We start from the raw sequence: 22,520 nt of genomic DNA on the forward strand, positions 1-22,520 counted from the left end.
TTACTGACCGAGCGCGCTCATCAGCCTGACCTGGCTCAACTGCTCGTCGGTCTGCGCCTGCGCGAGCGACTCCTCGGCCGCCAGCAGCGAGCGCTGCACTTCCAGCGTGTCGATGAACGCCGACTCGCCGCTGCGCCATGAGCGGTTGATCTGCGTGTACGCGCCGCGCGTGCTCGATACCGCACGCTCGAGGCTTTCCACCCGGCTCCGGTTCCGCGCGGTCGCCGCGACCGACGTCTCGACGTCGTTCACCGCGGCGAGCACGGTCGCGCGATAGGCGTCGACCGCCAGGTCCGCCTGCGAACGACGCAGCGCGACGACGCTGCGCCGCCGGCCGCCGTCGAACAGCGGCGCGCCCGCGCTGGCGCCCGCCATCCACGCGAGCGACCGGGCGAGCGTCGCGCCCGAGAAGCCGTCGACCGCCGCGCCGATGATGCCGATCAGCCGGAGGTGCGGCTTGAGGTCGGCCTCGGCCACGCCGATCCGCGCATAGGCCGCGACGACGCGTGCCTCGGCGGCGCGCACGTCGGGCCGCCGGCGCAACAGGTTGGCGGGCGTGCCGATGCCGGATGCGGCGGACGTCCACACCGGCGCGGGGGCGGGCGGGTCGAGCCGCGCATAGACGTCCTGCGGCGTCGACGCGGTGATGATCGACAGCCGGTGAATCGCGGTCTGGCGCTGCAGTTGCAGCGCGGGCAGCTCGGCCAGCGTCGTCTCGGTCTGCGCGGCCGCGCGGTCGACGTCGGCGACCGGCACGACGCCCGCATCGAACATCCGGCGCGTCGATTGCTCGGTGCCGCGCTGGCTCAGCGCATTGGCTTCGACCAGCGCGATCCGCTGCTCGAGCCCGCGCACCGTCACATAGGTCCGCACGGTTTCGTCGATCGTCGCGATCCGCACCGCCTGCGCGTCGTTTTGCGCCGACGCGATGTCCGCGTCGGCCGCGGACACGCCCTGGCGGATGCGGCCAAAGATGTCGACTTCCCACGCGAGGCTCGCATTGAGCCCGAACGCGTTGCCGGTCACCGGCGTATTGGTCGGGAACGCTTGCGACGCGGACAGCCGCTGGCGGCCCGCATCCGCGTCCAGGTCGAGCGACGGAAACCACTGCGACGCCGCGCCGATCCGGACCGCGCGCGCCGCGTCGATGCGCGCGACCGCCGCCTTCAGGTCCAGGTTGTTCGCGAGCGCCGTGTCGACCAGCCGGTCGAGAATCGGGTCATGAAAGCCATGCCACCATGCGGCGAGATCGGGAATCGGGCCGCTTGGCGCGAGATCCTCGTTCGCATAGGTCGCGGCAAGCGGCGGCGGCGACACGTTGGCGACCGGCGCGCTCGTGCACGCGGTCAGGATGGCTGCCGCGCAGAGCGCGGCAACGAGACGGATGAACTTCATTGCGACACCTCCTCGGCGACCACCGCGACGCCGCCCTTGCGCATCGCGAGCCGGCGGACCAGCACATAGAACACGGGCGTAAACAACAGGCCGAAGACGGTCACGCCGATCATCCCGAAGAACACGGCCGCGCCGACCGCCTGGCGCATCTCCGCGCCGGCGCCTTCGGAGACGACGAGCGGCAGCACGCCGAGAATGAACGCGAGCGACGTCATCACGATCGGCCGCAGGCGCTGCACGCACGCTTCGACGACGGCCTCGACGAGCGCCTTGCCTTCGGCCTCCAGCTGCCGCGCGACCTCGACGATCAGGATCGCGTTCTTCGCGGCCAGCCCGACCAGCACGATGAAGCCGATCTGCGTGAGGATGTTCACGTCCTGGCCGAGCGCCCTGACGCCGAGCGACGCGGCCAGCAGGCACATCGGCACGATCAGCAGGATCGACGCGGGCAGGCTCCAGCTGCCGTACTGCGCGGCCAGCACCAGGTAGACGAGCAGCACGCACAGCGGGAACACGAGCAGCCCCGTATTGCCGGCGGTGGTCTGCTGGTACGACAGATCGGTCCATTCGAACGCGATGCCGGGCGGCAGCACCTGCTTCGCAAGCGTCTCCATCGTCTTGATCGCGTAGCCGGAGCCGAGGCCCGGTTCCGTGTCGCCGTTGATTTCCGTCGCCGGATACAGGTTGTAGCGCGGCGCGCGGTCGACGCCGAGCGAATCCGCGATGCGCGTCACGCTGCCGATCGGCACCATGTCGCCGTTCGCGTTGCGCACCTTCAGCCGCGCGAGGTCGGCGGCCGTCACCCGGAACGGCAGGTCGGCCTGCGCGGTCACGCGGTAGGTGCGCCCGACGATGTTGAAGTCGTTGATATAGGTCGACCCGAAATACGTCTCGACCGCATCGTTGATCTCCCGGCTCGGCACGCCGAGCATCTCGGCCTTCTCGCGGTCGAGGTCGACGTGTACCTGCGGGCTGGTCGCGGAGTAGGGCGTGTAGACGCCGACCATCCCCGGGGCCTGGTTGGCGGCCGCGACGAGATCCTGCGTCGCTTTCGCGAGCGCGGCGGTGCCGAGCCCACCCCGGTCCTCGAGGCGCATCGCGAAGCCGCCCGTGCTGCCGAGACCCTGCACCGGGGGCGGCATCGCGACGACGATCGATGCTTCGGTGACGACGGAGAGGCGCTTGCGCATCTCGTCCGCGATCTTGTCGATCGTCAGGCCCAGCGCCTTGCGTTCCGGCCAGGGCTTGAACACCGGGAACAGGCCCGCGCTGTTCGCGGAATTCGTGCCGGTCGCGGCGTTGACGCCGGAGAACACCGGCACGCGCGCGACGCCCGGCACGGACAGCGCGATGTCCTCGATCCTGCGGGCGACCGCGCTGGTGCGTTCCAGCGTCGAGCCGTCGGGCATCCGGACCAGCACGACCAGATAGCCGCGATCCTGCGCGGGGATGAAGCCCTTCGGGCTCGACACGAGCAGATAGCCGGTTGCGGCGATCAGCACGACGTACAGCGCGGTCATCGCCGGGATGACCCGGACGATCTTGCGCACCAGCGCCCCATAGGCGCCGGACAGGCGCAGGAACACCCGGTTGAATGCGTTCGCGAAGCGCTGCGCGACGCGCATGACCGGGCCCAGCAGCGCCGCCGCGCGCGATCCCGATGGATGGGCATCGTGTGCATCTCCGTGCGCTTTCAGCATCATCGCGGACAGCGCGGGCGCGAGCGTCACCGACGTGAAGAACGAAATCGCGGTGGACACGGCGATCGTCACGCCGAACTGGCGGAAGAACTGGCCGGAGATGCCGGGAATGAACGACGTCGGCACGAACACCGCGCACAGCACGAGCGTGATCGCGAACAGCGCGCCGCCGACTTCCTTCATCGTCACGAGCGTCGCGTCGCGCGGGCGGGCGCCTGATGCGAGATGCCGCTCGACGTTCTCGACCACGACGATCGCGTTGTCGACGACGATCCCCACCGCGAGCACGAGCCCGAACAGCGTCAGGTTGTTGATCGAGTAGCCGAGCATCGCCATCACCGCGAACGTGCCGACCAGCGACACGGGGATCGACAGGATCGGGATGATCGACGGCCGCCAGCCCTGCAGGAACAGCAGCACGACGAATACGACGAGCACGACCGCCTCGTAGATGGTCTTCACCAGCTCGTGGATGCTGTCGCCGATGAACGCGGTCGGGTTGTAGCCGATGTTGTAGACGATGCCCTTCGGGAAGTCCTTGCTCAGTTCCGCCATCTTCTTCTCGACCGCGTCCATCGTCGCGACCGCGTTCGCGCCGGGTTGCTGCAGCACCTGCAGCGCGATCGTCGGATGGCGCAGCATGTAGCTGTCGGTCGAGTACGCGAGCGCGCCGACTTCGATGCGCGCGACGTCCTTCAGGCGCACGAGGCGCCCGTCCTGCCCCTGCTTGACGACGATGTTGCTGAAATCCTCCGGACGCTTGAGCCGCCCCTCGAAGATCAGGTTCGGCTGGAACGCCTGGTTCGTGATCGGTGCCTGCGCGACCACGCCGCCCGCGAGCTGCGTGTTCTGCGAACGGACCGCGGCGACGAGGTCGCTCGGGCTCAGGTTGAACGACGCGATGCGCTCGGGATCGAGCCAGATGCGCATCGAGTATTCGCGAGCGCCGAGCGGGTTGATGTCGCCGACGCCGTGGATGCGCTTGAGCGCGTCCGCGACGTTGCGGATCGCGTAGTTCGACACGTAGAGCGGGTCGTAGCTCTGGTCCGGCGAATAGATGAAGATCGTGCCGAGCTGCGTCGGCGACGACTTGCGGACCGACACGCCGCTGCGCTGCACCGGCTCGGGCAGGCGCGGCGTCGCGAGCGCGACGCGGTTCTGCACGAGCACCTGCGCCTTGTCGACGTCGGTGCCGGGCTTGAACGTCACGGTAAGGTTCAGGCTGCCGTCGGACGTCGCCTGGCTGTACATGTAGATCATGTCCTCGACGCCGTTGACTTCGAGCTCGATCGGCGTCGACACGGTCTCGGCCACGGTTTCGGCCGACGCGCCCGGGTAGTTGGCCGTGATCACGACGGTCGGCGGCGCGATCTCCGGATACTCTGACACGGCGAGCGAGAAGTAGGCGAGCGCGCCGGCGATGGTCAGCACGATGGACAGCACGATCGCGAGGACCGGCTGCCGGACGGACAGGCTGCCCAGGTTCATTGCAGGTTCTCCCTGACGCCGGTCGCCGCGATCGCCGCGTCGACACGGCGCGCCACCGGCTTGACCTTGTCGCCGGGCCGCACGCGCTCGAAGCCGTCGACGATCACCTTGTCGCCGGCTTTCAGGCCGGACGCGATTTCGCGCAGGTTGCCGAACAGGCGTCCGGGCACGACCGGGCGCACGGACACGACGCCGAGGGCATCGACGAAATACAGCACGCGCCGCGTCGCGTCCGTCGCGACCGCTGCGTCCGGCACCAGCAACGCGGGGTGCGCGACCTTGCTCGACAGGTAGACGCGGCCGAACTGGCCGGGATTCAGGCGCCCGTCCGGATTGGCGACGCGGGCGCGCTGCCGCAGCGTGCCGGTCGAGTTGTCGAGGCGGTTGTCGACGAAATCCATCGTGCCGGTCAGCGACGGCCGCGCGTCGCCCGGCAGCGCGATCGACACCTGCCGCGACGACGCGCTGCCGCTGCCGCCACTTTTCGCGGCCTCGCGCGTATAGCGCAGGTAGCTTTCCTCGTCGACGTCGAAATAGATGTCGATCGGATCCTGCGACACGATCGTCGTCAGCACCGTCGCGTCGCTGTCGCCGCCTTTCACGAGGTTCCCCTCGCTGACGCGCTTGCGGCTGATCCGGCCGGACATCGGCGCGACGATGCGCGTGAACGACAGGTCGAGCTGCGCACGCTCGAGCGCGCCCCGGGCGCTCGTCACTTCGGCCTGCGCGCTTTGCACGGCCTGCCGGCGCTGGTCGTAGAGGCTCTGCGCGATGGTGTCGGTCTTGATCAGCACGCTGGCCCGCTCGAAGTCCTGCCGGCTCAGCTTCAGTTGCGACTGCGCGCGCTCGAGCGCGCCTTGCGCGGCCGTGACCGCGGCCTGGTACGGGCGGGGATCGATGACGAAGAGCAGGTCGCCTTTCCTGACGGACGCGCCGTCCTGAAACGCGACCTTCTCGAGATAGCCGCTCACGCGCGGGCGCACGTCGACGGTGTCGACGGCCTCGAAGCGCCCGGTATAGACGTCGACGTCGTTGACGTCGCGCGCGACGGGCTGGCTGACGACGACGCTTGGCAGCGCCGCCGCCGTCTTGTCGTCCGAATGGCAGCCGGACAGCGCCAGCATCGCGGCCAGCGGGACGGCAAGCAGTGCATTGCGCTTGAATCCTGGGAACCTGTACATGTTGATGCCACGTGTGAGTGTGTCGGCAATCGCCGGATGGTGCGCAGTATCGTTGCCCGTGCGCGGCGGATAAACGGACGCAGCGGCATAAGAACTTGTACTGCGCAGTCACGAATCGCGCCGCGCGGCGGCAAAGTGCGCGCCTGCTTCGAGGAGAGGGGAGCGAAGTGCGAGGACAGGTACGACGAGACGCGGCCCGAACGCCCTTTCAGGCGATTCGGGCTGGTTTTTCAGAAGGGTGGAGCGGATGCCCGACGCGCGAAGCGATCCCGGGCGGCAGGTGCGGCGACGTTCGGGCGCGGGCCGATGGGCCGGCGCCCGACGACGTCATTTGCCCGGGAACTCGACGCCGTTCGCGGTGACCAGGATTTCCCGGAAGATGCCGACCAGCGGCCGCAGGTTGACCTTGTGCCATGCGGCCCACAGGGGCGTGCGGTAGCAGAACCACGGCAGTTCGCGCACCACGACGCCTTCCGGCACTTGCTCGCGAAGACTCTGCTGGATCATCGTCATGCCGAGTCCGGCCGCGACGAGCCCCAGCGCCGCAAGGGGCTCGGTCGCCTCGACGGTAATGTTCGGGGAAAAGCCCGCCTTCGCGCAGGCCGCCACGAACGCGCCGTGACGCGGCGCGCTTTCTTCCTGCGTGACGCCGATCCAGGGTTGCGCTGCGAGGTCGTCCGCCGACAGCGTCCGCTTCCTGGCCAGCGGGTGCTCGTCGGGCATCGCCAGCAGCATCGGATCGTTCAGCACCAGCGCCGATTCCAGCTCCGCGTCGTCGGCGGCAGGGGGCTCGCTCACGAGCGCGATGTCGAGGCTGCGTTCGCGCAAGCCTTCGAGCTGCGCGGTGGAATGATAGTTGTACAGCGCGATGTGCACGGCGGGACGATCCGCGCGCAGCGCCTTCAGCGCGCGGGGCAGCACGCCCGAGTGCATCGACGTTTCCAGGTAGCCGATGCACAAGCCGCCTTCGTCGCCTTTGCCCAGCCGCCGCGCGAGCGATTCCAGCCGGTTCGCGTGCGTCAGGAACGCGCGCGCCTCGCTCAGGAACGTGCGGCCGTCCCGCGTTAGCCGGATGCGTTGCTGGGTGCGTTCGAACAGCGTCAGGCCGAGCTTTTCCTCGAACTGGGCGATCTGGCGGCTGAGCGGCGACTGCGAAATGTGCAGACGTTCCGCGGCGCGGCCGACGTGTTCTTCCTCCGCCACCGCGATGAAGTACTGGAGCTGGCGCATGTCGAGCATATAAGACCTTGTGTGACTCAAGTTTGTCGAATTATGTCTTGGACAGCCATAACTGCGCAACCTAGACTGGGCCCACTTTCCCTAACACATGGAGAAATTCATGAGTCTCAAAGGCAAACTTCCGGCTGGCGCGGTCCTGGGCTTCGGCGCTGCACCGCTCGGCAACATGTTCCGCAACATTCCCGAAGACGAAGCGCTGGCGACGGTTGAAGCAGCGTGGCAACAGGGCGTGCGTTATTTCGACACGGCGCCGTTCTACGGCGCCGGCCTGTCTGAAATGCGCGTCGGCGAAGCGCTGGCCAGCCATCCGCGCGACGCATTCGTGCTCAGCACGAAGGTCGGCCGGGTGATCCTCGACGAAATCGAGGACGTCACGGCGCGCGATCTCGGCGAGAAGGGCGGGCTGTTCGAATTTGGCCGCCCGAACCGCATCGTCAACGACTACTCGGCCGACGCGACGCTGCGCTCGATCGAGGACAGCCTGAAGCGCCTTCGCACCGATCGCCTGGACATCGTCTGGATCCACGACATCGCGCAGGACTTCTACGGCGACGAATGGCTCGCGCAGTTCGAAGTCGCGCGCAAAGGCGCGTTCCGCGTGCTGAGCCGGCTGCGTGAAGAGGGCGTGATCAAGGCGTGGGGCCTCGGCGTCAACCGCGTCGAGCCGTGCGAACTGACCCTCGATCTGTCCGAGGCACAGCCGGACGGTTTCCTGCTGGCGGGCCGCTATTCGCTGCTCGATCACGAGCGTGCGCTGCAGCGCCTGATGCCGGCAGCGGCCGCCCAGGGCGTCGATATCGTCGTCGGCGGTCCGTACAGCTCGGGCGTGCTCGCGGGCGGCGCGCACTTCGAATACCAGAAGGCTTCGCCGGAGATCCTGGCCAAGGTCGAACGGATCAAGGCAATCGCCGCGCGCCACAACGTGAGCGTGAAGGCCGCTGCGCTGCAGTTCTCGCTCGCGCATCCCGCGTCCGTCGCGGTCATTCCGGGCGCGAGCCGTCCGGAGCGGATCGCGGAAGACCAGGCCGCGCTGAAGGAAGTCATTCCGGCCGACTTCTGGCGCGAAATGCGTGAACAAGGTCTCGTCGCGGCCAATGCGCCGCTGCCGGCCGATCGTTGAACCGGGGGTGACGAAATGGCACAGGCATACGCAAGCATCGACATCCCGGCTTCGGCCGACGAGGTCTGGAAGCTGATCGGCGGGTTCGGGGCGCTTCCCGACTGGCTGTCGTACATCCCGAGCAGCGAACTGAGCGAAGGCGGGCGCGTGCGCCGGCTGGCCAATCCGGCCGGCGCGACGATCGTCGAGCGCCTGATCGCGTTCGACGAAGCGGAGCGGAGCTACAGCTACGCGATCCTCGAGGCGCCGTTCCCGGTCGTGAACTATCGCTCCACGCTGCGCGTGCGCGAGAACGGCGGCCCGAACGCGTCGAAAGTCGAATGGTCCGGCACGTTCACGCCGAACGGCTCGACGGACGAGGAAGCCAGCAAGCTGTTTCGCGGCATCTATGAAGACGGCCTGAGCGAACTCGCGAAGCGGTTCTCGGCAACCGTGTAACGATGCGTCGGCCGGGCGGTCGCCCGCCTTCGACGCGCCGCTCGGGCATGGCGCCACGCGTGCCATGCCCGAGCGGCGTTTTTCGTGAGGCAGGCCGGACGCTCGCGGCCGCATACGGCCTGTCGTCCCGGTTTGCATCGAACGGCGGCGATTGCCGGATGCTGCGCGTGATCGCCGGGACGCGGCGTTCCCGCCGGCCACTACGCGGCGACTTGCTGGCTCAGGTTCAACAGCACGACGCCAGCCGCAAGCCGCCCGAAATGAATCGCTTTGTATCCGCTGGCGGCACGGATACATCGCGATACGGGGTGATCTGCAGCGTGCGCTATAACGCAAGGCATGACCTTGATATGGAGCGTCACATGCAACACGCGCAACACGGGCAACACGCCGCCTGGCACAAAGGGTCCTGCCATTGCGGGGCCGTGAAGTTCGAAGTCCGCACCGCCGTCACGCCGGCGGCTCGCTGCAACTGCAGCCTGTGCCGCCGCAAGGGCGCGCTGATGAGCCCGATGTTCGACGGTCACGCGCTCCGGATCCTGGCAGGCCGGGACGCGCTGACGGTCTATCAGTTCAACACGCGCGTCGCGAAACACTACTTCTGCAAGCACTGCGGCATCTATCCGTTCCATCAGACGCGCAAGGACCCCGCGTGCTGGCGCGTCAACCTCGGCTGCCTCGACGGCGTCGATGCGTACGCGCTCGACGCCACCGTCTCCGACGGCGCCAGCCTGTCCGTGGTGGAGGACGCATGAAGCGCTGGCTGACGATCCTCCTGTTCGCCGCGGGCGGATTCGCGACCGAACTCGTTCATCCGCTGCAGTGCTCGCTGCTGACGGAAAGCCGGCTGCGGGCCGGCAGGAAAACGGACCGGCACGGCGACCAGCGACGGTGAGCGCCGGGACGCAACCGGCATCGTCGACATCGTTGCGCAACAGCCGGCCGCGGCATGCGCCGCGCGCCGCCCATCCCGATTGCTTCCGATAAGATCGCACGCGATATATAATGCGGACACTCGCGCGCGATCTTTGCCAAGGAGGCAGCTCATGAAACCGACCCAAGCAGCGCCCAAGCTGTCCGACTTCCTGTGCTTCGCCGTCTATTCGGCGAACCTGGCCTTCGGCAAGGCCTACAAGCCCATTCTCGAGGAGCTTGGCCTCACGTACACGCAATACATCACGATCATTGCGCTGTGGGAGGAGGACAACCAGACGGTCGGCAGCCTCGGCGAAAAGCTGTTCCTCGAATCCAATACGCTCACGCCGATCCTGAAGAAGCTCGAAGCGATGGGCTACCTGCAGCGTCAGCGCGATCCCGCCGACGAGCGCCAGGTGCTCGTCAGCCTGACGAAGGGCGGCCGGCGCCTGCGCGAGAAGGGGCTGGGCATGGATCTCGTCGAGGCGACCGGGCTGAAGCCCGACGAGTTCGCCAAGATGCAGAAGGCGATCGTGACGCTGCGCAATAACCTGATCCGCTCGACCGAGGAGCAGGAACAGGCGTGACGACGGGCGGGTAGACGGAAGCCGGAAATGCTTCCGTTTTATTTCAAAATATAAAGCGCATGCGATTTGATCGCATGCGCTTTTTGATGAAAATGTAACGGCGTTGGTGCGGTCGATTCCGGCCGCTTGCCCATTCAATGACCGAAGTAGATCGAACGCTCGGCGCTGCGGATCACGCTGTGGCGACCGGCCTGCGTGGCGGCGTCGGCGTTGCCGCCGTAGCCGGACGCCGACGTGTCGCCTGCGACCGCGTCGTTCGCGTGAATGCGCGTCAGGGCCGCCTTCAGGTCGTCCGGATAGTGCGGGTCGTTGGCGCGGCCGGGCTGGTAGCCCGCTTTCTGCAATTCGACCAGCTCCGCCCGCACTTGCGCGCGGGTGACGGCCGCACCGGACGGCGAAGTTTCGACGCCGGCGAACGCGGGCGCGGTGAAGGCGGCTGAAGCGGTGACGAGCAGGGCAGCGATCAGAGGGGTTTTCATCGTTGACCTCGACAAAAGATGTTCAATGGTTGGGGCGCCGATTCCGGACCGGCAGGCCGCGAGCATCGGTTCATTCACGGACAGGCTCAGACCAGGTTGATGGCGACGTCGATGTTGCCGCGCGTCGCTTTCGAATACGGGCAGGTCTGGTGCGCGGCATCGACGATGCGTTGCGCGGCGTCGCGCTCGAGGCCGGGCACGCTGACGTTCAGCCGCGCCTGAAGGAAATACGCGTTGCCGGACGTGCCCAGATCCACTTCGGCGTCGACCGCGAGATCCGCCGGCAGCGTGATCTTCGATGCGCGCGCCGCGAGCTGCATCGCGCCGATGAAACACGCCGACCAGCCCGCGGCGAACAGCTGCTCCGGATTGGTGCCGCTGCCCGCGCTGCCCGGCGACGAAAGCTGGAGATCCAGCCGGCCGTCGGAACTGCGCACCGCGCCGTCGCGGCCGCCGGACGAGGTATGGGTTTTCCCGGTGTACAGCACTTTTTCGATCTTGCTCATCTTGAACTCCTGAGGTGGTGAAGCGGGTGTCTGCTCATGCGATTCAATCGCATGCGATGCATTCTGCGGTTGGCGTTTCACGATGTCAAGCGGTATCGATTAAATCGTGTGCGATGTATTTGAATGTATCCGAAGCGACGCGGGGACATATCGCCGGAACGTCCGGTGGCATTTCCCCGCGGCGGGTGCGTTACGCCGCGGGGCGGCGGGGCTCAGGCCGGCAGAATCTGCGCGATCACGACGAGCGCGACGGCCGCGTCGGCCGGCAACTGGCTGTGCGAGAACGCCGAGCGCGCATGTCCGGCCTTGTCGCCGAGCACGGCGGCGAACAGGTCCGATGCGCCGTCGATCACCGCGGGCTGGCCATGGAACCCGTCGGCCGAGCTGACATGGCCCTCGACACGCACGATGTGATGCAGCCGGTCGAATCCGCCCAGATGCCCGTCGATCTGCGCGAGCACGTTCAGCGCGGCCAGTTGGGCCGCCCGCTTGCCTTCGTCGACGGTCAGCTGCTCGCCGACCCGTCCCGTATAGGCCATCTTGCCGCCGGCGAGCGGCACCTGGCCGGAAACGAACAGCAGGTTGCCGGCTTCGCTGACCGCCGTGTAGCTGCCCAGCGGTTGTGGCGGCTCGGGCAGGGCGAGGCCGAGCTCGGCGAGCTTGCGTTCGACAATCATGTCGTTCTCCTTTTCCGTGAATTTCCGTGAAGTGATGGCCATGAAGCGGTCTGCCGCATGTCCGGATTCCTGTCGGTCACTCTAGTCACGCGGGCGGCGCCGGTAAATGTCGTCGGCGCAAATGATCCGGAACGTCGTGTAACGAATGCGGCGCGATGCGTGATGCCCGCGTGCGTATTCGGGTCGCTGGTTTCCCGCACGAGATTCGTGCACACTCATCCGATCGGCGTCGCCGCCGTCGCGCCGGAAACCGCAGGAAACGCGCATGCAACGAAAATTCGACGACCTGCTGCTTGGCAGCATCGAGCTGTTCTGTCTCGCGGCGGAGCTCGGCAGCTTCACGCTGGCGGCAACCGCCGCGAGCGTCACGCCGGCCGCGGTGAGCCGGTCGGTGGCCCGGCTCGAGGAACGCCTCGGCGTGCGCCTCTTCGTGCGGACGACGCGGCAGATCCGGCTGACCGACTCGGGGCGGCGCTACTTCGAGCAATGCCGGCAGGCGCTGTCGCAGCTCGTCGACGCGGAACGCGAAGCGACCGGCCAGCAGGCCACGCCCGCCGGCGTGCTGAGGATCAGCATGCCGACGCCCTATGGCCACTACCGGGTCTTGCCGCTGCTGCCCGCGTTTCGCGAACGGTATCCGGACGTGCAGGTCGAGGCGCACCTGAGCAACCGGAACATCGACTTCGCGGAAGAGGGCTTCGATCTCGCGATTCGCGGCAGCGCGCCCGCCGATTCGAGCCTGATCGCGCGCAAGCTGGAGGATGCGGAACTCGTCGCGGTCGCGACGCCCGGCTACCTGAAGCGCGCGGGCGTGCCGAAGTCCGTCGACGACCTGCGCGCGCACGACTGCATCCAGTTCGAGCTGCCGAGCAGCGGCCGCAACATTCCGTGGCTGTTTCACGACGCGGCCGGAAACGCGCTCGACGTCATGACGACCGGCGGCTACGGCACCTCGGGCGACGTGCTCGCCGGCGTGACGCTCGCGCGCCACGGCGCGGGGCTGTTCCAGACCTACCGCTTCATCGTCGACCAGGACCTTCGCGACGGCGGCCTCGTCGAGGTGCTGCCCGACCGCGGCGGCCGTTCGCGGCCGTTCATCCTGCTCTATCCGCACGGCCGCTACCTGTCGTCGCGCGTCAGGGTGTTCGTCGACTACCTCGTCGAGCAGCTTGCGCGCGCGCCGCGCAAGCGGACGCGCTAGGCGAAGCGCCCGCATGGGGTGCTTCGGCACACTCAATGCCCGGCGCTCTGGCCGCCGTCGACGTGCAGGATCTCGCCCGTCACGAACGGCGCGGCGTCGAGATAGAGGATCGCGTCGACGATGTCGCTCATCTCGCCCATGCGGCCGACCGGGTGCAGCGACGCGAGCGTCGCATGCGTATCGAGCGCGTGCATCGGCGACTTGATGATGCCCGGCGACACGGCATTCACGCGAATCCCGGCCTTCGCATATTCGATCGCGAGCGATTTCGTCGCCGCGTTCAGGCCGCCCTTCGTCAGCGACGCAAGCACCGACGGCACGTTGCTGTTCGCGTGATCCACGAGGCTCGTCGTGATGCTGACCACATGGCCGCCGCCGTTGCGCTGCATCGCTTCGATCGCGCGCTGCGTGATGTGGAAGAAGCCGTTCAGGTTGACGTTGCTGATCGCCGCGTAGTCGTCGGCCGTGTACTGCGTGAAGGGCTTCGCGATGAAGACGCCCGCGTTGTTGACGAGCGTGTCGAGCCGGCCGAAACGTTCGATCGCGGCGTCGACCGCGCGCCGCGCGGTGTCCGGATCGCCGATGTCGCCGGCGACGGTGACGAGATCCGGATCGTTCGACGGTGCGATCGAACGGGACGTGGCGACGACGCGATGGCCGCGCGCACGGAAGGCGTCGACGGTTGCCGCGCCGATGCCTTGCGACGCGCCGGTGACGATGATGACTTTGGATGCGCTCATGATTTGCCTCGATGTGTGCTGGGTCTCGGCCGTGTTGCCGACCGGATCGACGGAGCCGATGGACAGGACTCTAGGCGCATCCGGTCCGACTTCGAACACCCACCGTGGACCAACAGTCTTGCGTCGAGGTAACAAATCGACGCGGGGGCCGGCGCATGCCGCCGCCGGCCCCCGCATCGCCGATAGCGCGTCAGCGCACCGTGGCGGCGGATTGCCCGAACAGGATGCTGCGCGATTGCTCGTCGACGACGGGCGTCACGTTGATTTCCTCCGCGCGCTCGTACGCGCGGATCGTCGCCGGCCGCGCGCCGATCCGCTCGAACCACCGCGCCAGATGCGGAAAATCGCCGAGGCGCTGGCGCTGGCGCTCGTGCGGCACGATCCACGGGTAGCACGCGATGTCGGCGATCGAATAGTCGCCCGCGATATAGTCGCGACCGTCCGCCAGCTGCTTGTCGAGCACGCCGTACAGCCGCGACGTCTCCTTCACGTAGCGATCGATCGCATACGGCAGCGGTTCGGGCGCGTACTGTGCGAAATGATGGTTTTGCCCGGCCATCGGCCCGAGCCCGCCCATCTGCCAGAACAGCCACTGCAGCACGAGATTGCGGCCGCGCAGGTCCTGCGGGATGAAGCGGCGGGTCTTGTCCGCGAGGTACAGCAGGATCGCGCCCGATTCGAAGATCGACAGCGGCTCGCCGCCGTCGGCCGGCGCCCGGTCGACGAGCGCGGGAATCCGGTTGTTCGGCGCGATGCGCAGGAAGTCGGGCGCGAACTGCTCGCCGCGGCCGATGTTCACCGGGACGATCCGGTACGGCAGCCCGGCTTCCTCGAGCAACATCGTCACCTTGTGCCCGTTGGGCGTCGTCCAGTAGTAGAGGTCGAGCATGTCACGCTCCCGTCGCGGCGCCGGCCTCGAGCCGTGCGTTCTGCGGGAACATCGCGCGGCGGGCTTCGTCGTCCATCTCGATCTTGAACGCGTGGCGCGCCTTCAGCGCGTCGGCGCGCTGCGCGGCCGGCCGCGCATTGATTTCGTCGACCAGGCGCTTCACGTTCGGCAGCTGCGCCCAGGCGGTTTCGCCGAGCACGAACGGCACCGCGCGCGCCCAGCCCCACACCGCCATGTCGACCAGCGTGTACGTGTCGCCGAGCATGTAGCGCGACGTCGCGAGTCGCTCGTCGACGATGCGCCAGTGCCGCCACGCCTCGAAGTCGTAACGGTTGATCGCGTACGCGTCCGGCTCCGGCGCGTGGTGCTTGAAATGCACCGCCTGTCCCGCGTACGGGCCGATGCCGGTCGCGACGAACAGCAGCCACGACAGCATCGCGCCGCGCGCGGCCGGCGTGTCGTCGGGGAGGAACCGGCCGGTCTTTTCCGCGAGGTACAGCAGGATCGCGTTGCTGTCGAACACCGTGGCGTCGCCGTCGACGATCGCGGGCGTCTTCGCGTTCGGGTTGATCGCCCTGAACGCGGCCGAGTGCTGCTCGCCCTTGCGCGTATCGACCGGCACCAGCTCGTACGGCAGCCCGGCTTCTTCAAGGAACAGCGCGACCTTGGCGGGATTCGGAGAAGGGTGGTAGTGGAACTCGATCATCGGCGTGATTCCTTCGTTGAAATGGGGTTGAACCGAGGACCCCAATCTACCGGAATCGCCGGGATGGTGAGTTACAATAAGTCCGAAAATCGCCACCAATCGTCCCATGCCAGATCGACTCTCCAATCTCATCAGCCGCTTCGACCTGCAAGCGCGCGTGTTCCCCGACCACAGCACGTGCGGCGTCGACGATGCCGGCAGCCACGACGGGGCCGGCCATCTGCACCTGTTGCGCGCCGGGCGGATCGTCGTGACCGGGCGCGCGATCGGACGCCAGGTGATCGACGCGCCGAGCATGCTGTTCCTGCCGCGGCCCCAGTCCTGCCGGGTCGACATGGGGGCGCACACCCCGGCCGATCTCGTGTCCGCGAGCATCGCCTTCGGGTCTCGCGACGAGAATCCGCTGCTGAGCAGCATGCCCGACCTGCTGGTCACGCCGCTGAACTGCATGCCGTCGCTCGACGCGGTCCAGCAACTGCTGTTCGCCGAAGCGCTCGAGCCCGCCTGCGGCCATCACGCGATGGTCAACCGGCTCGTCGAAGTGCTGGTGGTCCAGATGCTCCGCCATGCGATGCGCAAGCAGCTCGTCGACACCGGCTCGCTCGCCGGCCTGTCCGATCCGCGGCTCGGCAAGGCGCTTACCGCGCTCCATTCGGACCCGTCGCGCAGCTGGACGCTCGAGGACATGGCCGGGACGGCCGGCATGTCCCGGTCGCGGTTTGCCGCGCATTTCGCGGACATCGTCGGCGTGCCGCCGGGCGAATACCTGCTGCAGTGGCGGATCGGGCTCGCGAAGTCACTGCTGCGCCGCGGCCGGCCGGTCAAGCTGGTTGCCGCCGAAGTCGGCTATGGCAGCGCCAGCGCGCTCGCGCGGGCGTTTGCGCAGGGCGTCGGGCTGACGCCGACGCAGTGGCTCGCGCAGCAGCGCGGGCAGGTCGACGACCAACGGTTATCGAGGCACGACACGAAGTAGTCACGCACGTTTTCGTGGCTTCCAGTTTCGCTTCACAATGTGACCGTTAAGATAAGAAAACTTATCCTGACTGTCTCGACAAAATGCAAACCGGGTGCATTCGGAATTCATTTTTGGTCGTATTCCGGGATCCCTGCGCGGGGCAGGGCGGGGGACGACGCCGACGCGCGCGGCGAAAGCGTCAGGAATGCGAGTAGCCAAAAGACGGGCGAGGGCAGCGCATGGTCCAGGCAGCCGCCTGGCGCGGCTTTCTCGCCCGGCCGGCGCGCGCGCCGAATGCGAGTTGTTGGGGGCGGGCGTCCGCTTATATTCTGGCGTCCTCGGGCGGTAACGGCATTGGGCCACCGCCCCTGTACGAGAGATTGAACATGACAGACGTCACCCGAACCATGAAGCTCAATCACCTGAGCTTCCCCTCCGCCGACACGCTCGCGACCGCCAGGTTCTTCGAGCGGTATCTGGGTTTCACGATCGCGGGAAGCTGGCAACAGTCCTACATCCTCAAGCGCGCCGGCTTCGACGTGGTGATCGATCACGCCGGCGACGCCGCGCCCGCCTGGCCGAAGGCGTTCCATGCCGGGTTCGAGCTGCCGAGCCTCGATGCCGTCCGCGCGCTGTATGAGCGCTTCAAGGAAGAGGGCGTCGAGATGGAAACGGAGATCTTCAACAACGGACGCGGTTCGCGCTTCTTCTGCCGTGCGCCGGGCGGCGTGATGTTCGAATTGAACACGCGCTCGGACGCCGCACCGGAATACCGCGGCACGTTCGACGACTGAAGTCCGTTCGTTCACCGGTCGATCCCGAACCTTGGTGATCAGTTCTACTGCCGATTTCACGCGGCGGCGCGCAATGGCGCGATTGACACTGCCGCCCTGCGCCCGTTACAGTCGCGTCGCGGGGCGGTGGGTCAAGCACACCCCCGGAGCAGGCAACGCATGTTCCAGGACTACGGGGCTACCCCGTGGATGAGATCGACTCCCCGATGCGTCGCAAGAGCCGCGATTGCGCGTTGCGCAAGACAGCTCTCGCAGCACCAGGCACGTTGGCTCATCGTCCCGCCCATCCATACTCATGCGTTCATCCGTATACGACACCGTGCACACGATCGCCGACGCGATGCTGGCCGGGCCGCCGGACCCTGGCGGCGTGGCCACGCGCATGGCGGCCGTGCTCGGCGATGCGCCGCCGTGGTTGCACGACGTCGCGCGCGCCGCGGTCGCGCGCTTCGGCGCGCGCTGGGCCGCCGTCGAGGCCGGCGAACTGGCGCGGCTCATCGCCGAAGCGCCGGGATTTGTCGCGGCGTGGCGCAGCGACAGTCCGCCCGCGATCGTCCGCCTCCTGCCGCGCCCCGCGGTGCAGCGGCCGTTGCCGCCGGCGCTCGGCGCGCTCGACCTGCCGCAGTGGTCGACGCCCGGCGAGCTCGCCGGCTGGCTCGGCATCGCCGTGCCCGACCTCGAATGGCTGGCGGACCGGTGGCGCGTTGCCGCGCGCGGCAGCGAGACGGCGCTGCATCACTACACGTACCACGCGTTCGACAAGCGCGGCGGCGGATGCCGCCTGATCGAGATTCCAAAGGGCCGCCTGCGCGAAGCGCAACGCAGCATCCTGCACGGGCTGCTCGATCGCGTTCCGCCGCACGATGCCGCGCACGGCTTCCGCAAGGGGCGCGGCATCGTGTCGTTCGCCGCGCCGCACGCGGATCGCGCAGTCGTGATCCGGTTCGACCTGGCCGACTTCTTCGCGTCGGTCAGCGCGGCGAAAGTCCATGCGCTGTTCGATACGCTCGGCTATCCGGTCGAAGTCGCCAGGGCGCTGACCGCGCTTTGCACCAACCGCGTGCCGTCGGCGCGGCTCTTTGCGCCCGACCTGCGCGACCGGCTCGACTGGTCCGGCCGCCAGCGCTACCGCAACCGGCACCTCCCGCAGGGCGCACCGACGTCGCCCGCGCTGGCCAACCTGTGCGCGTTCCGGCTCGACACGCGGCTTGCCGCGCTCGCGCGCTCGCTCGACGCGACCTACACGCGTTATGCCGACGATCTCGCATTCTCCGGCGGCGCCGTGTTGACGCGCGCGACGGAATGGATGACGGTCCGGGTCGCCGCGATTGCGCTCGAGGAGGGCTTCGCGCTGCAGCTGCGCAAGACGCGGGTGATGCGGCGCGGCGTGCGGCAGCGGCTTGCGGGCGTGGTCGTCAACCGGCACCCGAATCTCGCGCGCGACGAATTCGACACGCTGAAGGCAATACTGACCAACTGTGTGCGGCACGGGCCGGCGTCGCAGAACCGCGCAGCGCATCCGGATTTCCGCGGCTATCTCGCCGGGCGCGTCGCGCACGCGACGATGCTGAACGCGGCGCGCGGGATGAAGCTGCAGGCGATCTTCGACGGGATCGTGTGGGACGCTGGCGGTATCGGCGCCTGAGTTGTTCCGGCCTGACGGCCGCCACCTGGAATCCGTCGACAACGGAACAGGAAACTAGCGGTAGCGACTCGAACGCGCCTTGGCGCTGTTCCCGGTAGCGGCTTGGCGCATCGTGTATCTGATGCGCATGGGTCACGAACGCGTCGGCGAGTCCGGCGCGAAAGCCCGCGGTATGAAAGCGCGGCCGCTGCTGGCGAAAGCGTGACTCGCCGAGCGCCGTGAGGCGTTCCTGTCCGGCACATTGCGCTCATTGAACTGACACGCCGATCACATCGTCGGCATGCGCCGGCCGCCCGGCTTCGACCTGCGGCGCGAAAACCATAGAACCGTCTTTCCATATTGAATGGTAATTGGAATCCGATTATTAGCGGCTTATTCATGTCCTTGACATCCTTATATCGCTAATCTATGTTTCATCAGACGTCGAGCGCCAGGCCAGATGATCGTTTTAGAGCCCGAATCAATCGCATTTGCCATCCCGCGACAGCAGATGATCCAATAACCGTCGCCCCACCCACAGCCGGCAGCCGCCGATAGAACGTGCTCGCCGATAAGACGGAGACTGACAATGTCGAAAATGGAGGAGATGTTCGCAAGCGGCAATGCCATTGCCAAAAAAAGCGATCGAGATCCCGGCAAAAAAGCCACCGACGCGGCAGCCCTGCGTGCGATTGCCCAGGCAGCGATCGAGGTCGAGCTGTTCACGATACCGCTTTACATGGGAAGCCTGTATTCGATTTACGGCATGCACCCGATCACGGGGCAGAATCTCGATTTCTACAAAGGGCGGCTCTGGCCCGGCGCCCATCCGGTGCGCGATCCGGAAACGAACGAAGAGAAGGCTTTCAATATTCTTTTCTCCGTCTTTATCGACGAGATGCTGCATTTGCAGCTCGCCTCGAACATGGCGACTGCGGTCAGCGATCCGAACGCGCCGCCGCAATTCAGCAAGTGCTCGCTCGTCGACCCCGATACGCACGCTTGGAAGTGCTACGGCCAGGACAAGACGAGCATTCCCAACATCGTCGACCTGGCGCATACGAGGAGCTACCAGGGACGCACGGAACGGGGGCTGGCCGCCAGCGTGAACCTCGGGGAGTTGAACGAAGAGGCGCTGTGGCTCTTTTGCGCGATCGAGCGCGACGATGCCGCTGCCCAGGAAGACATCCTTCCGCAGTATGAAGACCGGTATTTTCCCGTCGCGCCGTTCGACGATATCCGCAAGCCGGACGGCACGCGGGGACCGTGGCAGATTGGCGATGCCCTCCCCGCATTCGGCTCGATCGGCTGGATGTATCAGTGCTACAGCAATTACGTGAACTTGACCTATTCGGACAAGACGACCCTATGGGACGAAGTCTTCAATCCTAATGGGCAGCAAAACGACTTGTTCAACAATTTCGGCGGCCCGGGCCACCCGATGCGCGAATTCATGGGCTTCGAGACGACCATTGCGCTCACGTACAAAGATATCGCCAAGGCGCAGATGCTGAACATGATGAGCGCCATCACCGATCAGGGCGAGGGCAGCGTGTTGAAGGCGCGCTGGGAAAGGAAGGTGGGCGCGGCGCTTGCCGCGCTCGGTGGCGAGCTCGACGCGGCTTTCGAATCGCACGATTACGACAAACTGTGCACCATGCTGGGCGAAGCGCTCGGCACCGGCCAACTGAATCACGAGCTGATGCCCGCCGTCGTCGAATTGGCGGCGCTGCGGCCGCAAGGCCTCCAGGATGCGCGCCAGCACAGCGAAAACCGCAAGCGCGAACTGTTCGAACGCGTGTCCGGGATCGACCTCCGGAAGGTGAAGAAGGCGTACCGCCCGTCACCCGAGGCGCTCGAGTCCGACTATCCAAGCTTCAACGACAAGGGGGAGCTTCAGCCGTCGGCCGACGCCGCCGCTCGCACGGAGCACGATCGGCGGGATCACTTCGAGCGCTTCAACACCGACATTCGCAAGCTTCTGAAACGGAACGTCTTAAACAACGGCGTGAAGACCTGGGGCGATTGGTGGAAGGAAAGGAAGGCGGCAGGCAGGGGCTGGGAGGCCGCCGATTTGCACGTGAATGGCTACGAGCCGCCGCTGAACGATCCGATTCCGTCCTGCGAGGCGGTCGCGGACGCACTCAACACGCTCGCCCAATCGCCGGGCGACTATCAGAAGACCTTGACCCAGGCCTCCGTCGGCGCCATCGCCGGTGTGCTGACGGTACTCGACGACTTCTGGAGTGCCGGCGCCCAGGCATCGAAGCGGGTGTTGTTTCCTTTCCCGTCGATGGTGGGATCGGGCGACCGCATGGCGATCTGCTGGGCCGTCTTCGGAGCAGCGCCCGATCTGAGCACCGGCTTGGAGCCGCTCGAGCCGAAGACGCTTTATCACGCATGCCAAGGGCTCGATCTCAACATCAAGGACGGCGAGCCGAATAGCTGCGCGCAGGTCGGCGTGTTCCACAGTTGCCGCGGCTCAAATCAATGCAACGCGCAGGGCGGCTGCGGCTTCGTGCAGCTAGCCTCGGGCGGCGGCAATTGCGGCAGTAGCACCGCATTGCAGATGCGCACCTTCGCGAACGGCTGCAATCCGATACCGATCTATAGCGCACCCGGCGATAACCGCTGCCACAGCTTTGGCGGCTGTGCGGTGCCGATTTCGGCATCGCAGCGCTTCCCGCGCAAAGGCAAGATGGCGCTCTTCGACTACAAGTTGATCGGCGGAATGCAGCCGTATTGGGAAGCCGTGCCGCTCAACATGACGATCGAGTTCGACAAAGGCGACCGCGTGGATAAGATCGCCTACATGGCCTACAGTCAAGTGATGGCGGCGAAGAAAATGGCGGTGCCGTCCGAACCCGACCCGACGCCGCTGCGCATCGCGATGCCGCCGTCGACATGAGTTCGCCGGCCGCGTCGCTCGAGGCGGCGAGCGCGCGGGCTCGCCGCCTCGGCCTGCCCAACCTCGGTGACGGGATCGGGCTGCGCCACGTTCATTTCCCGCACCTGATGGCTACGGCGCCGTCAGACTGGGGCGCCGACTGGTTCGAGATCATCAGCGAGAACTTCATCGATCATCACGGGTACGCCGCCCATGTGCTCGAATGGGTGGCGGCGCACCGGCCGGTGGTCATGCACGGCGTGTCGCTGTCGATCGGCAGTGTCGCGCCGCTCGATCGCGCGTATTTGCGCCAGTTGAGGGCGCTCGCGGAGCGCATTCGTCCGGCCTGGATTTCCGATCACTTGTGCTGGACCGGCGTCAACGGCCGAAACACGCACGACCTGCTGCCGATGCCGCTGACTCGCCAAAGTCTCGCACACGTGGCCGATCGCGTCCGGGCAGTACAGGACTACCTGGGGCGAGCGTTGATCCTGGAAAACCCCAGCACGTATTTGACCTTCCAGGCCTCGGAGATGCCCGAATCGGAGTTTCTCGGCCTGCTTGCCGAGGAGACCGGCTGCGGGTTGCTGCTCGACGTCAATAACGTCTACGTCAGCGCCACCAATCACGGCTTCGACCCGGTCGCCTACATCGAGCAGCTGCCCGCCGACAATATCGTGCAAGTGCATCTCGCCGGCCCGAGCGATTGCGGCACACATCTGATCGATACGCATGACCAGCCCGTGCCCGCCGAGGTGTGGCCGCTTTACGCGCTCGCGCACGAGCGTACCGGCGGCGTGGCGACGCTCCTCGAATGGGACGCGCGGATTCCGCCCTTTGCCGAGTTGGTCGACGAGCTCGGCAAAGCGAAAGCGGTGCGCGCGGGCACGATGCCTGATGCGGGCGTCGTGCGCACCGTGGCCGAAGGCGCGTTGTCGACGCCGGTCGAATTTCAATTGAGCCGCTCACCGTGACCGCTCGCGATCTCGCTACGCTACA

Annotated in this window: 22 protein-coding genes; 12 read left to right on the forward strand and 10 right to left on the reverse strand. The window is 66.9% G+C overall.

Annotated features, from left to right (window positions below):
* The 4 genes from ACFIMZ_RS09350 to ACFIMZ_RS09365 form a co-directional block, all read right to left on the reverse strand.
* Complete coding sequence (locus ACFIMZ_RS09350) at window positions 1–1,395, reverse strand: efflux transporter outer membrane subunit (RefSeq protein ID WP_431822375.1); 1,395 nt, start codon at window positions 1,393–1,395, stop codon at window positions 1–3.
* On the reverse strand, window positions 1,392–4,583 hold the full coding sequence (locus tag ACFIMZ_RS09355; protein WP_431822376.1) for an efflux RND transporter permease subunit: 3,192 nt from the start codon (window positions 4,581–4,583) through the stop codon (window positions 1,392–1,394). Before ACFIMZ_RS09355 ends, ACFIMZ_RS09350 begins: the two co-directional genes overlap by 4 nt.
* On the reverse strand, window positions 4,580–5,764 hold the full coding sequence (locus ACFIMZ_RS09360) for an efflux RND transporter periplasmic adaptor subunit (protein WP_431822377.1): 1,185 nt from the start codon (window positions 5,762–5,764) through the stop codon (window positions 4,580–4,582). Before ACFIMZ_RS09360 ends, ACFIMZ_RS09355 begins: the two co-directional genes overlap by 4 nt.
* A 327-nt stretch (window positions 5,765–6,091) precedes the next feature.
* The gene (locus ACFIMZ_RS09365) at window positions 6,092–7,003 is read right to left on the reverse strand and encodes a LysR substrate-binding domain-containing protein (RefSeq protein ID WP_431822378.1); all 912 of its coding nucleotides are present in this window, start codon (window positions 7,001–7,003) and stop codon (window positions 6,092–6,094) included.
* 100 nt (window positions 7,004–7,103) lie between these two features.
* Between ACFIMZ_RS09365 and ACFIMZ_RS09370 the strand changes: the two genes are divergently transcribed.
* From ACFIMZ_RS09370 to ACFIMZ_RS09390, 5 genes are all read left to right on the forward strand, one after another.
* On the forward strand, window positions 7,104–8,123 hold the full coding sequence (locus ACFIMZ_RS09370) for an aldo/keto reductase (protein WP_431822379.1): 1,020 nt from the start codon (window positions 7,104–7,106) through the stop codon (window positions 8,121–8,123).
* A 15-nt stretch (window positions 8,124–8,138) separates the two neighbouring features.
* A complete protein-coding gene (locus ACFIMZ_RS09375; RefSeq protein WP_431822380.1) occupies window positions 8,139–8,561 on the forward strand; it encodes an SRPBCC family protein in 423 nt (140 codons plus the stop codon).
* Between the two features lie 362 nt (window positions 8,562–8,923).
* Entirely contained in the window at window positions 8,924–9,316 is a 393-nt protein-coding gene (locus tag ACFIMZ_RS09380) for a GFA family protein (protein WP_431822464.1), read from the forward strand.
* The gene (locus ACFIMZ_RS09385) at window positions 9,313–9,456 is read left to right on the forward strand and encodes a hypothetical protein (protein WP_431822381.1); all 144 of its coding nucleotides are present in this window, start codon (window positions 9,313–9,315) and stop codon (window positions 9,454–9,456) included. Before ACFIMZ_RS09380 ends, ACFIMZ_RS09385 begins: the two co-directional genes overlap by 4 nt.
* Before the next feature lie 151 nt (window positions 9,457–9,607).
* Window positions 9,608–10,063, forward strand: coding sequence for a MarR family winged helix-turn-helix transcriptional regulator (locus ACFIMZ_RS09390; protein ID WP_431822382.1), 456 nt, complete (start codon window positions 9,608–9,610; stop codon window positions 10,061–10,063).
* A 134-nt stretch (window positions 10,064–10,197) separates the two neighbouring features.
* On the opposite strand, the gene ACFIMZ_RS09395 is transcribed toward ACFIMZ_RS09390, so the two are convergent.
* The 3 genes from ACFIMZ_RS09395 to ACFIMZ_RS09405 form a co-directional block, all read right to left on the reverse strand.
* Complete coding sequence (locus tag ACFIMZ_RS09395) at window positions 10,198–10,542, reverse strand: DUF4148 domain-containing protein (protein ID WP_431822465.1); 345 nt, start codon at window positions 10,540–10,542, stop codon at window positions 10,198–10,200.
* A gap of 86 nt (window positions 10,543–10,628) precedes the next feature.
* Window positions 10,629–11,048 carry an organic hydroperoxide resistance protein gene (locus tag ACFIMZ_RS09400; protein ID WP_431822383.1) on the reverse strand — a complete coding sequence of 140 codons (420 nt, stop codon included), beginning with the start codon at window positions 11,046–11,048 and terminating at the stop codon, window positions 10,629–10,631.
* A gap of 212 nt (window positions 11,049–11,260) precedes the next feature.
* Complete coding sequence (locus tag ACFIMZ_RS09405; protein WP_431822384.1) at window positions 11,261–11,725, reverse strand: RidA family protein; 465 nt, start codon at window positions 11,723–11,725, stop codon at window positions 11,261–11,263.
* Window positions 11,726–11,990: 265 nt separating this feature from the next.
* Between ACFIMZ_RS09405 and ACFIMZ_RS09410 the strand changes: the two genes are divergently transcribed.
* Window positions 11,991–12,926, forward strand: coding sequence for a LysR substrate-binding domain-containing protein (locus ACFIMZ_RS09410; RefSeq protein WP_431822385.1), 936 nt, complete (start codon window positions 11,991–11,993; stop codon window positions 12,924–12,926).
* A gap of 32 nt (window positions 12,927–12,958) precedes the next feature.
* Here ACFIMZ_RS09410 and ACFIMZ_RS09415 read toward each other — a convergent pair whose 3' ends face one another.
* From ACFIMZ_RS09415 to ACFIMZ_RS09425, 3 genes are all read right to left on the reverse strand, one after another.
* On the reverse strand, window positions 12,959–13,666 hold the full coding sequence (locus tag ACFIMZ_RS09415) for an SDR family NAD(P)-dependent oxidoreductase (protein ID WP_431822386.1): 708 nt from the start codon (window positions 13,664–13,666) through the stop codon (window positions 12,959–12,961).
* Between the two features lie 190 nt (window positions 13,667–13,856).
* A complete protein-coding gene (locus tag ACFIMZ_RS09420; protein WP_431822387.1) occupies window positions 13,857–14,555 on the reverse strand; it encodes a glutathione S-transferase N-terminal domain-containing protein in 699 nt (232 codons plus the stop codon).
* Window position 14,556: 1 nt separating this feature from the next.
* Window positions 14,557–15,261, reverse strand: a complete 705-nt coding sequence (locus ACFIMZ_RS09425; RefSeq protein WP_431822388.1) for a glutathione S-transferase family protein — start codon at window positions 15,259–15,261, stop codon at window positions 14,557–14,559.
* Window positions 15,262–15,367: 106 nt separating this feature from the next.
* Between ACFIMZ_RS09425 and ACFIMZ_RS09430 the strand changes: the two genes are divergently transcribed.
* From ACFIMZ_RS09430 to bufB, 6 genes are all read left to right on the forward strand, one after another.
* Complete coding sequence (locus ACFIMZ_RS09430; RefSeq protein ID WP_431822389.1) at window positions 15,368–16,234, forward strand: cupin domain-containing protein; 867 nt, start codon at window positions 15,368–15,370, stop codon at window positions 16,232–16,234.
* A 368-nt stretch (window positions 16,235–16,602) separates the two neighbouring features.
* Window positions 16,603–17,010, forward strand: a complete 408-nt coding sequence (locus tag ACFIMZ_RS09435; protein WP_431822390.1) for a VOC family protein — start codon at window positions 16,603–16,605, stop codon at window positions 17,008–17,010.
* Window positions 17,011–17,305: 295 nt separating this feature from the next.
* The gene (locus tag ACFIMZ_RS09440) at window positions 17,306–18,655 is read left to right on the forward strand and encodes a reverse transcriptase family protein (RefSeq protein ID WP_431822391.1); all 1,350 of its coding nucleotides are present in this window, start codon (window positions 17,306–17,308) and stop codon (window positions 18,653–18,655) included.
* Between the two features lie 79 nt (window positions 18,656–18,734).
* Entirely contained in the window at window positions 18,735–18,860 is a 126-nt protein-coding gene (locus tag ACFIMZ_RS09445) for a hypothetical protein (protein WP_431822392.1), read from the forward strand.
* Between the two features lie 363 nt (window positions 18,861–19,223).
* The gene (locus ACFIMZ_RS09450) at window positions 19,224–21,542 is read left to right on the forward strand and encodes a ferritin-like domain-containing protein (RefSeq protein WP_431822393.1); all 2,319 of its coding nucleotides are present in this window, start codon (window positions 19,224–19,226) and stop codon (window positions 21,540–21,542) included.
* Window positions 21,539–22,495 (forward strand): MNIO family bufferin maturase, encoded by a 957-nt coding sequence (gene bufB, locus ACFIMZ_RS09455; RefSeq protein WP_431822394.1) that lies wholly within the window; start codon window positions 21,539–21,541, stop codon window positions 22,493–22,495. Before ACFIMZ_RS09450 ends, bufB begins: the two co-directional genes overlap by 4 nt.
* Window positions 22,496–22,520: the final 25 nt, after the last annotated feature.

It is taken from the genome of Burkholderia sp. F1, assembly GCF_050813845.1.
Classification (GTDB): Bacteria; Pseudomonadota; Gammaproteobacteria; order Burkholderiales; family Burkholderiaceae; genus Burkholderia; species Burkholderia ubonensis.

Excerpts from the sequence above, each read along its gene's own strand:
- ACFIMZ_RS09350 (WP_431822375.1), bottom strand. The coding sequence starts at position 1,395 with ATGAAGTTCATCCGTCTCGTTGCCGCGCTCTGCGCGGCAGCCATCCTG.
- ACFIMZ_RS09355 (WP_431822376.1), bottom strand. The coding sequence starts at position 4,583 with ATGAACCTGGGCAGCCTGTCCGTCCGGCAGCCGGTCCTCGCGATCGTG.
- ACFIMZ_RS09360 (WP_431822377.1), bottom strand. The coding sequence starts at position 5,764 with ATGTACAGGTTCCCAGGATTCAAGCGCAATGCACTGCTTGCCGTCCCG.
- ACFIMZ_RS09365 (WP_431822378.1), bottom strand. The coding sequence starts at position 7,003 with ATGCTCGACATGCGCCAGCTCCAGTACTTCATCGCGGTGGCGGAGGAA.
- ACFIMZ_RS09370 (WP_431822379.1), top strand. The coding sequence starts at position 7,104 with ATGAGTCTCAAAGGCAAACTTCCGGCTGGCGCGGTCCTGGGCTTCGGC.
- ACFIMZ_RS09375 (WP_431822380.1), top strand. The coding sequence starts at position 8,139 with ATGGCACAGGCATACGCAAGCATCGACATCCCGGCTTCGGCCGACGAG.
- ACFIMZ_RS09380 (WP_431822464.1), top strand. The coding sequence starts at position 8,924 with ATGCAACACGCGCAACACGGGCAACACGCCGCCTGGCACAAAGGGTCC.
- ACFIMZ_RS09385 (WP_431822381.1), top strand. The coding sequence starts at position 9,313 with ATGAAGCGCTGGCTGACGATCCTCCTGTTCGCCGCGGGCGGATTCGCG.
- ACFIMZ_RS09390 (WP_431822382.1), top strand. The coding sequence starts at position 9,608 with ATGAAACCGACCCAAGCAGCGCCCAAGCTGTCCGACTTCCTGTGCTTC.
- ACFIMZ_RS09395 (WP_431822465.1), bottom strand. The coding sequence starts at position 10,542 with ATGAAAACCCCTCTGATCGCTGCCCTGCTCGTCACCGCTTCAGCCGCC.
- ACFIMZ_RS09400 (WP_431822383.1), bottom strand. The coding sequence starts at position 11,048 with ATGAGCAAGATCGAAAAAGTGCTGTACACCGGGAAAACCCATACCTCG.
- ACFIMZ_RS09405 (WP_431822384.1), bottom strand. The coding sequence starts at position 11,725 with ATGATTGTCGAACGCAAGCTCGCCGAGCTCGGCCTCGCCCTGCCCGAG.
- ACFIMZ_RS09410 (WP_431822385.1), top strand. The coding sequence starts at position 11,991 with ATGCAACGAAAATTCGACGACCTGCTGCTTGGCAGCATCGAGCTGTTC.
- ACFIMZ_RS09415 (WP_431822386.1), bottom strand. The coding sequence starts at position 13,666 with ATGAGCGCATCCAAAGTCATCATCGTCACCGGCGCGTCGCAAGGCATC.
- ACFIMZ_RS09420 (WP_431822387.1), bottom strand. The coding sequence starts at position 14,555 with ATGCTCGACCTCTACTACTGGACGACGCCCAACGGGCACAAGGTGACG.
- ACFIMZ_RS09425 (WP_431822388.1), bottom strand. The coding sequence starts at position 15,261 with ATGATCGAGTTCCACTACCACCCTTCTCCGAATCCCGCCAAGGTCGCG.
- ACFIMZ_RS09430 (WP_431822389.1), top strand. The coding sequence starts at position 15,368 with ATGCCAGATCGACTCTCCAATCTCATCAGCCGCTTCGACCTGCAAGCG.
- ACFIMZ_RS09435 (WP_431822390.1), top strand. The coding sequence starts at position 16,603 with ATGACAGACGTCACCCGAACCATGAAGCTCAATCACCTGAGCTTCCCC.
- ACFIMZ_RS09440 (WP_431822391.1), top strand. The coding sequence starts at position 17,306 with ATGCGTTCATCCGTATACGACACCGTGCACACGATCGCCGACGCGATG.
- ACFIMZ_RS09450 (WP_431822393.1), top strand. The coding sequence starts at position 19,224 with ATGTCGAAAATGGAGGAGATGTTCGCAAGCGGCAATGCCATTGCCAAA.
- bufB (WP_431822394.1), top strand. The coding sequence starts at position 21,539 with ATGAGTTCGCCGGCCGCGTCGCTCGAGGCGGCGAGCGCGCGGGCTCGC.